The organism is Aquaspirillum soli, assembly GCF_054781915.1.
Window position 1 is genome coordinate 1 of the sequence record NZ_BAAGTM010000028.1, and the last position, 9,555, is coordinate 9,555.

Sequence of the window (9,555 nt, forward strand, 5' to 3'; positions counted from 1 at the left end):
TTGATTTATTCCCCGACCATCCTGAACAAGCTTCATGGCGGTTTGAACTGCGCGATCAACACATTCCCGATGTTGTCCTCACCAAAGCACAGCAAATTGATATTCTGGAATTAGACAAAGCCGACCGTCTCCAACTGGCCCCAACAGCGTTAAAGAACTGGGTCGATCTGTTTGAACACTGGCAGGAGCAACACATCATGGCACAGCTGACACATACACCGGTAATGACTGTTTTGCAATCTCTAGAGCAAATGAGCCAAACCAAGGAAGAACGGTTACGGGCATTGGCACGTGAACGTGCGGTGTGGGATTACAACACCGACATCATCACTGCGCGGGAAGAGGGTAGAGAAGAAGGTCGAGAAGAGGGCCGCGAAGAGGGCCGTGAAGAAGGCATGAAAATATTCCTCCGCAGTATGATCGAAACAAAATTTGGTCAGCCATTACCAGATTGGGTGTTGTCGCGGTTACGGGCAGCGACGCCGGAGCAGTTGCAGCAGTGGGGGGTGTCGTTAACGCAGGCGCAGCGGTTAGAGGATATTTTCGAGGGTTGATCAGCACGATTGCCGTATGTAGGGGAGGCCCCTGTGCCTGCCCTGATATTTGTGTCGGTTTGGTGTTACATACGGCGATGTTTTGCTGTTTTTTGCCGATGTTGTGGGCACAAAAGCAGTGCCCACACTACCGAACTCTACTGAACTGTTTTACATATTTTTTGTATTTTATTTTTTAGCTTAACAAATTAGTGCATATTGCTTTTTTGTTAATTTTGATTTTTTGGGCGCTTTGGCGCCCTTTTTTTATTGTTTTGATTATCAATTATGGAAATAAATTAAAAACCTGTCACTTGTGACAGTTAACAAGATTGTGTAATTGCATAAGAATAAACAAAAAAACTATAGGTGATAAACATGCACTTTTCTTTATATGAGCGGTACTTACGAGTACTTCATGCCAAGACACTGGAAGAAGCCAACCATGAGGCACAAGATATTATCAAAGAAATAGGTTTTAAACATTACATGTATCTTTTTAGCTTGGAAAATAGACTAACCGAAAAAGAGTCCTGTGCTGAACTTAACATAGTTAGAGTAGGAACTTATCCAAAAGAATGGATAGATATTTACGTGGCAAATAAATATTACCTAATCGATCCAGCAGCACGACATGTAAAAATGCATCAGCATCCTTTACCTTGGTCCAATGCGCTTTTTTCGGATCCTGAGGCAGTGAAAATGTATTCCGAGGCTAAATCTTTTGGTGTCAGTGCTGGTGCAACCTGTCCTGTATTAACAGCATATAAAGATGTTGCTGGTTTAGGGTTTGCAAAAGAAGGGGATGCGGATGAATGTTTTGGTGATGTTCTAAAGGCGCTGCCATACGGTTATTTGTTAACCGGTTACTTACATGAAGCAGTGATTCGCATTCTTGGTTTGAATCCTAGAGATATCAGTAAAGATCTCACACCGAGAGAACATGAATGCTTATTGCTTATGTCAAAAGGATTTTCTGATCACGAAATAGCAGAAACGATGGGTGTGGTTTTAAGAACAGTGCGTTTTCATTTGAGAAGCTGTCGAGAAAAACTTGGTGCACAAAATCGAACACAAATGCTAGCACGCGCTATTGAGTTAAATATTGTTCCTCTTTGAAAGATGAATATGGACAGTCATTCTAGCCCTGGTTATCAAGTCCCTTCTTTTTTAATTCATCCAAGAGATTGGACTGAAATCGTAAAGGCATCTGAGTTGTTACGTTTAGATCCAGCCGAGTTTGTCATAATTGCTCCATATTTATTAGCAAGAAGGGTGATTGAGATTGATGACAGGATGGAAAAGCGAATTAAAGAAGCTTTAGATTTATATCGTAAATAATAGTGAGGGTTTTATGCCAAAATTTACGCTTTATCAAAAGAATGCCTGTTTTTGGTTAACGGGTTTGCCCGCATCAGGGAAAACAACCTTGGCACATGCTCTTGCAGATAAAATTAGAGAATATGGTCATGGTGTTTATGTTTTAGATGGTGATGAACTGCGGTCAGGTTTATGTTCTGATTTGCGATTGTCTCAAGAAGATCGTACTGAAAATATCCGTCGTGCAGGTTATGTAGCACGATTGATGTATGACTCTGGCCTAGTGGTGATTTGTGCTTTTGTCTCACCCTTTGCTGCTGATCGGCAGAAAGTCAAACAGCTTTTTTCCAGAAATAAATTTGTTGAAGTTCACGTTGCAACTTCGCTAGATGTTTGCGTAAACCGTGACCCAAAAGGTCTCTATCAAAAAGCCAAGCAAGGTTTGTTATCTGGTTTGACCGGATGGGATGCGCCTTATGAATCCCCTGTGAATCCAGATTATGTCTTTACCGAGAAAGAGTCGTTTAATGAAAAGGTGGATATTTTGTTTAAACATTTCCTGAAAGTAGGTGATTTGAATGTCTAACTCAGGATTAAAAGAAATTAAAGAACAAAGCCAACTACCTGCCCCGACATTATGACCTTCCCCTGACTTGGGTAAATGGCTGCATGACATGAATGGCAGCTTGTTATTTTCAACGTATCAAAGTGCCAGAATTTTTTTCGTTTCCGGTGCAGAGAATGGCGAAACCACCGCATTGGAAAGAGTGGTTGGCTCGGCGATGGGGTTGGCGGTTGACCAAGATAAGTTGTGGATCACGAACAAAGAGCAGGCTTGGCGGTTTGCGAATGTTGGGCCTCGGTCGTTGAAGATTGATGAGAATGGCGACGTTCAAGATTTTGATGCCGTGTTTATGCCGCGTTGGGGGATTTTTTTAGGGCCATGTGATACGCACGATGTATTGGCTAATGTCAGTTTTAATGGCAGACATTACGAGCTGTTATTTGTTAATACGAATTTTAGCTGTATTTCTTCTATTGATGGTCACTACAATTTTGTTCCTGTTTGGAAACCTGAGTTTATTTCTGGATTAAGCCCTGAAGATCGTTGTCATTTAAACGGGATGGGGGCGAAGGATGGGAAATTGGCTTATGTCACAGTGTGTGGGAAATCAGATAGTACTTATGGTTGGAAATCGGTAAAAAGCGGCGGCGGGATGTTAATTGATGTGCAAAGCAATCAAGTGATAACAACCGGATTATCTATGCCACATTCACCACGTTGGTATGATAATAAAATTTGGTTGTTAAATTCTGGTGATTGGCAGTTTGGTTATGTTGAGCCAGAAACAGGGGCTTTTTATCCTGTTTTAGATTGTCCTGGTTTTGCACGAGGTTTACATATTGTTGACCATTATGCTGTGATTGGTTTGTCTAAACTGCGTGAAAATACCTTTGCTTCTGGTTTAAGTGTTAAGCAAAAGTTAGAAGATCGTTGTATTCCACAGCGTTGTGGGTTGTTGGTTTTTGACCTAAAAGCTGGAAAAACTGTGCATTGGTTGACAGTTGAAGGGCATGTTTCTGAGTTGTATGACGTGGCTTTTTTACCCAACATTAAAAAACCCTTCACGCCTGGATTCGGCTATCCAAACATGCACAAGTTTTTGTTGAATATACCGAATTATTCGGATTTTCCTTTGGTTCTTCCTTCAAAAACAACAGAAGACAATTTGAAAGCGTCAGGAGTATAAAATGGGCATTGCAGAAAATCAGGTTCTTAAATCTTTGTTCACCCCTTCCGAGGTGGTGATTGTTGATTGGACGGTTTCGGATTATCAAACGTTAATTGCTGGAATCGACCCTAATACCCCTGTGATTTTTTTGAAAGAGGGGGAAAGTGGTTTAGAGGGTTTGGCGCGTGTTTTGGGGCAGTTTGCTAACTTAGATGCGATTCATTTGGTGACGCATGGTTGGAATGGCGCCTTACAACTTGGCCGGCAGGTGGTGACTGAGGAAACGTTGTTTGTTCAATCCGAGCAGGTGCAGGCGATTGCGGCGGCGTTGAATCCTCATGCTGATTTGATGTTGTATGGGTGTTCGGTTGCCGGTGGTGAGAAGGGGCAGTCTTTTGTAACGGCGTTGCAGCAGGTGTTGGGGGATGTGGATATTGCTGCTTCGGTGGATAAGACAGGCCCTACTCGTTTGGGTGGCGATTGGGATTTGGAGTGGAGCAGCGGGGATGTGGAGACCGTGCTGCCGTTCAGCCTGCAGGGGATGCAGGATATTGGGCATTGTTTGGGATGTACAGTTAGCACAGATACTGTGACTGTATCATATTGGCAGGGTGGGGCAGGAACTTTCCAATGGACGGGTAATGTAATACTTAAATCTGATGGGACTCGATTCGCAACTGACAATACAGCTACTCCATATGGTGCGGCTATAAAAATGATTTCGACAAATTATTCGGGACAAATTCAGTTTGGAGCTCCTTACTTTTATTTGAACCTGAATCGCTATGATCCAGGATTCTTTTCAATAGCTGATTTTTCTGCTGGTTATGTTGCTCAATGTGGTGTTGTGGGTCCATCTGCACCCTCTACGCCCGACATGTCAACAGCAAGTGATACAGGGCTTTCATCAACCGATAACATTACCAAAACGACTACACCAACCTTTACAGGTTCAGGGGCAACATCTGGTGCAACAGTTAAACTTTATGACACAAATGGAACAACGGTTTTAGGCACAGCAACCGCAGATGCTTCTGGTAACTGGTCAATTACCAGTTCAGCGCTTTCAGCAGGAAGCCATACACTAACAGCAAAACAAACCGTGAGTGGTACTGAATCATCGGCATCTTCATCTTTATCTGTCACAATCGATACCACTGCACCAACGGCTTCCGTCACTTCAGCAACTATAAAAAATTCTGCAAGCATCACCACCGCTCAAAGCACCGAAGCAGGAAAAGTGTATTTGGTCAACTCAACCGCAACGGTTACAGATATGGCATCTTTAGATGCTTTAGTGTCGGGCGGAACAGCAAAATCAGCAACAAACACAGCCAATAGCAACACAACCATTGCCGCAACTGGATTGGCTGATGGCACATACAAAATCTATGCAGTCGATACGGCTGGAAATGTTAGTTCAGCATCGACCAATAGCATTACCATCGACACCACCGCCCCGACACAATCCAACTCAACCAGTTCAAGTATTGCCCAAACCACTGCAACTATCTCATCCACCAGCAACGAAGCAGGGACGATGTATTACGTCGTGACTGCAAGCAGTACCGCACCCACTGCCGCGCAAATTATCGCCGGACAAAATGACACTGGAACAGCCGCACTCAAATCAGCAAATGACCCTGCTGCTGCCGCTGTCGCAGAAAATTTTAACCTCACAGGCTTAACTGCAAATACCCAATACTATGTTTACTTTGTCACCGTTGACGCGGCAGGAAACCAAAGCAGCGTGGCAAGCGCAAGTTTTACGACTTTAGGAGCCGGCCCCTCGGTTAGCAGTATTCAACGTGCCACAGGGACACAAGAAAACACCAACAGCACCAGCCTGAGCTACACCGTGACCTTTAGCGAAGCGGTGACGGATGTAACAGCGGATGACTTCCAATTCACTGCCACCGGTACAGCCACTGGTACGATTGGCACACCCACCAGCAGCGACGGCATCACATGGACAATCCCCATTACCGGCGTCAGCGGTGATGGCACGCTACGGCTTGACCTAAAATCCACCGGCACCGGCATCCAGAACGGTTCATCTGTCGCCATCACCGGCGGCTATACCAGCGGCCAAACCTTCACCATCGACAACACCGCCCCAGCTGCCCCAAGTGCCCCCGACTTGGCCGATGCCAGCGACACCGGCAGTTCGAACACCGACAACAATACAAACGACACCACCCCAACCGTCAGCGGTACTGCCGAAGCCAACGCCACAGTCAAACTCTATGACACCGATGGCACTACCCTATTAGGGACAACCACAGCCGATGGTTCAGGGGCATGGAGTATCACCAGCAGCGCATTAAGCGCAGGCACACATAGCCTCACCGTCAAAGCCACCGATGCCGCCGGCAATGAATCAACCGCCTCGAGCAGTCTATCCATCACCATCGACACCACCGCCCCGTCGGGGTCTGTCACAACGACCAGCATCAAATCAGGTAGCAGCGTGACCACTGCACAAAGCAGCGAAACCGGCACGGTCTATTTAGTGCCATCAAGCGCAACCGTGACAGACAAAGCTTCACTGGATGCGTTGGTCAATGCCACTCCCGCCACGGCCAGCAGCGCCACTGTGACAGCAATCAACACCGATACCACCCTTGCCACCACGGGCCTCGCTGAAGGGACTTACAAAATCTATGCTGTTGACGCTGCTGGCAATGTCAGTGCGGCCTCAACAAATAGCATCACTCTGGATAACACTGCCCCGACTGCATCGGTGACTGCTGCCAGTGTCAAAACGGGTACCAGTGTTACCACCGCACAAAGCAGTGAAACCGGCACGGTCTATTTAGTGCCATCAAGCGCAACCGTAACGGATAAAGCTTCACTGGATGCGTTGGTGAATGCCAACCCAGCAACCGCCAGTAAAGCCACAGTGACAGCGGCGAGTACAGATACCACCCTTGCCACCACCGGTTTAGCTGAGGGGACTTATAAGATTTATACAGTTGATGCCGCTGGCAATGTCAGCGTGGCATCCACCAACAGCATCACCATCGACAACACCGCCCCTGCTGCCCCAAGTGCCCCCGACTTAGCCGCCGCCAGCGATACCGGCAGTTCCAGTACCGACAACCATACAAAAAGCACCACCCCAACCGTCAGCGGCACCGCTGAAGCCAACGCCATAATCAAACTCTATGACACCGATGGCACCACCGTATTAGGGACAATAACAGCCGATGGTTCAGGGGCATGGAGTATCACCAGCAGTGCATTAAGCGAAGGTACACATAGCCTCACCGTCAAAGCCACCGATGCTGCAGGCAATGAATCCACCGCCTCGACTGCCCTCAGTGTCAAAATCAATACCAGCAGTCCAACCGACATCTCCCTCGGTAGTGCTTCCACCTCAACCACCACGGCGATTGCCAATGCTGAGTTGACCACCCTCACCGCCACCGACGCCACCACCAGCGATAGCTTTACCTACACCTTAGTGAGTGGTACCGGTTCAACGGATAACAGCAGCTTTGTCATTGACGGCGATAAACTCAAAGTTGGGGCAACGGCGTTAACGGCGGACAGCTATGCGGTGCGCGTAAAAGCCACCGATGCCGCAGGCAATGAATTTGAAAAAGCATTAACAATCACCGTCAGTGATGGCCCTGCTGTGAGCAATATCAACCGCGCCACCGGCACACAAGCCACCACCAACAGCGATAGCCTGAGCTACACCGTGACCTTTAGCCAAGCGGTGACGGGTGTGACAGCGGATGATTTTGATTTAACCAAAACAGGTAACGCCAATGGCACGATTGGCGCACCCACCAGCAGCGACGGCATCACATGGACAATCCCCATTACCGGCGTCAGCGGTGATGGCACGTTACGGCTTGACCTGAAATCGACAGGGACGGGGATTGAAAGCACGGCAACGCCTGCTGTTGCCATCACTGGCGGCTACACTGGTGGTCAAGTCTTCACTGTCGATAACACCGCTCCAACCACCACATTCAGCACTGTCGCCTTGAGCGCAGACACCGGCAGCAGTTCCACCGACTTCAACACCAAAACCGCCAGCCAAACCCTAACCGCGACACTGAGTGCGGCATTGGATACCGGCGATAAACTATTTGGTTCACTCGATGGTGGCACGAATTGGATTGACATCACCAGTAAAGTCACAACGACCCATTTATCTTGGGATGGTGTCACCCTCAACAACACCGGCAATCTAAAACTCAAAGTCACCGATGCCGCTGGTAATGACAGCACCGTGCATACCCAAAACTATGTTCTCGACACCAGTAACCCGACTGCGTTGAGCTTGGTGTCCTCATCATTAAGCACCTCTGCGGCTTCCGTCGGTGCAACGGTCAGTGCTTTCTCCACCACCGACACACCAGCCAATGGCACGTTTAGCTACGAATTAGTCGAAGGAGAATCTGATACCGATAACGGCAAATTTACGATTGAAGGTGGCAGCCTAAAAATTGGCACAACAGCCCTGACTGCCGGTAGCTATCAAGTACGGGTCAAAGTGACGGATCTGGCCGGTAATAGCTATGAAGCCCCACTGACTATCACCGTCAGTACCCCGCCGCCCCCTCCAGCACCAGAGCCCACACCGACGCCGGTACCAACGCCCGTACCCACGCCAGAACCCACACCGACGCCGGTGCCAACGCCAGTTCCTACGCCAGAGCCAACACCGACACCGGTACCTGTTCCCGTCCCGACACCAGAGCCGATTCCAACACCGGTACCGACTCCCGTTCCAACCCCTGTCCCCACACCAACACCGGCTGGCACGTTTGATGGGGTGACGGTGAATGAAACGGTGCAGAGTGATGGCACCAAGGTGGTGACCATCCCAGTGGTTACCGCCGACCGCCAAGACGATCCAACCACCCCACAACAAACCCACGCTGACATTCCGGTGGTGAAGAACAGTGATGGCGAGTCGTTGTTGACGGTGAGTGTGCCGACTGGGGTGGGGATGAGTGTTGATGGTAAAGGAACGACTTTGAACAAAGACGATGCGATGGCTGAGTTAATCCGTCGCATTGAACAAAAAACCCCAACAGGCTCAAGCATTCAAGAAGAGATGAAAGGCAATGGCTTTACCTTCCTCAATGCCCTGCCTGCCAATGAAAAACTGATTGTGCAAACGGTGGTGCCGACAGTGACAGCCAACACCACCTCTGCACCGAGTCAACCACTGATTGTGAGTGGTTCGAGTCGTGCCAGCGATGGCAAACAAGCGGTGGTGATTGATGTTAGCCAACTGCCCAAAGGCACGGTGATTCAAGTCGAGAATATCGACTTTATCGCCATTGTCGGTGAAGTACGCGCCATTGGTGGCAGTGGGCAAAACGTTGCTGTGGGGGACAACCAGAATCAATTTATCGTATTAGGCGCCGACAACGACAGCATCTACGGCGGCGGTGGACAAGACACGGTGGGGTCACTCGGTGGTGATGACCAAACCTTTGGTGAAGCGGGTCACGATACCGTCTATGGTGGTGCGGGTCATGACACCCTCACCGGTGGCATAGGCAATGACCGTCTTAACGGTGGCTTTGGCAACGACACCGCCATCCAAAGCGGTACCCGTAGCGACTACACCATCAGCGTGGATGGTCACACTGTCGTGCTGACCCACAAAACCACTGGAGAAATCGACCGCCTGCTGGATGTCGAGCTGGTCAAATTCGACAGCGGCGACAACCTCACCATCCGCTATGGCGAAGTGTTTACCGCTGAATATGACCCTAACGTCCTCAACGTCACCGCCAATCGTCAATTCACCGGTGGTGACGGTAACGAGATGGGTTATCTGCCGCTTGGGTTAGCATTGAATGTCGATGGAGGCAAAGGCCATGACGTGCTCAAACTCACCACCACACGGGCAGACTATGCCATGGAACGCAATGGCAATGCGCTTGAAATCACCCGTTACACCGATGGTGCGATGTTAAGCCTACAAAACGCGGAAT

Annotated in this window: 6 protein-coding genes; all 6 read left to right on the forward strand. The window is 48.6% G+C overall.

Going from position 1 to position 9,555, the window contains the following annotated elements:
* The coding region (locus ACYVJG_RS12760) for a PD-(D/E)XK nuclease family transposase (protein ID WP_460431390.1) at positions 1-554 on the forward strand (554 nt) is incomplete at its 5' end.
* Between the two features lie 357 nt (positions 555-911).
* Positions 912-1,652 carry a helix-turn-helix transcriptional regulator gene (locus tag ACYVJG_RS12765; RefSeq protein ID WP_460431391.1) on the forward strand — a complete coding sequence of 247 codons (741 nt, stop codon included), beginning with the start codon at positions 912-914 and terminating at the stop codon, positions 1,650-1,652.
* A 9-nt stretch (positions 1,653-1,661) separates the two neighbouring features.
* Complete coding sequence (locus tag ACYVJG_RS12770; RefSeq protein ID WP_460431392.1) at positions 1,662-1,874, forward strand: hypothetical protein; 213 nt, start codon at positions 1,662-1,664, stop codon at positions 1,872-1,874.
* 13 nt (positions 1,875-1,887) lie between these two features.
* Positions 1,888-2,439: an adenylyl-sulfate kinase gene (gene cysC, locus ACYVJG_RS12775; RefSeq protein WP_460431393.1), complete on the forward strand. Its 552-nt coding sequence runs from the start codon at positions 1,888-1,890 to the stop codon at positions 2,437-2,439.
* Between the two features lie 67 nt (positions 2,440-2,506).
* Positions 2,507-3,604 carry a TIGR03032 family protein gene (locus tag ACYVJG_RS12780; RefSeq protein ID WP_460431394.1) on the forward strand — a complete coding sequence of 366 codons (1,098 nt, stop codon included), beginning with the start codon at positions 2,507-2,509 and terminating at the stop codon, positions 3,602-3,604.
* A 1-nt stretch (position 3,605) separates the two neighbouring features.
* Positions 3,606-9,555: Ig-like domain-containing protein (locus ACYVJG_RS12785; RefSeq protein ID WP_460431395.1), on the forward strand; the 5,950-nt coding region annotated here is incomplete at its 3' end.

Bases quoted from the DNA above. Each gene is read 5' to 3' on its own strand.
- ACYVJG_RS12770 (WP_460431392.1), top strand. From the start codon at position 1,662: ATGGACAGTCATTCTAGCCCTGGTTATCAAGTCCCTTCTTTTTTAATT.
- cysC (WP_460431393.1), top strand. From the start codon at position 1,888: ATGCCAAAATTTACGCTTTATCAAAAGAATGCCTGTTTTTGGTTAACG.
- ACYVJG_RS12765 (WP_460431391.1), top strand. From the start codon at position 912: ATGCACTTTTCTTTATATGAGCGGTACTTACGAGTACTTCATGCCAAG.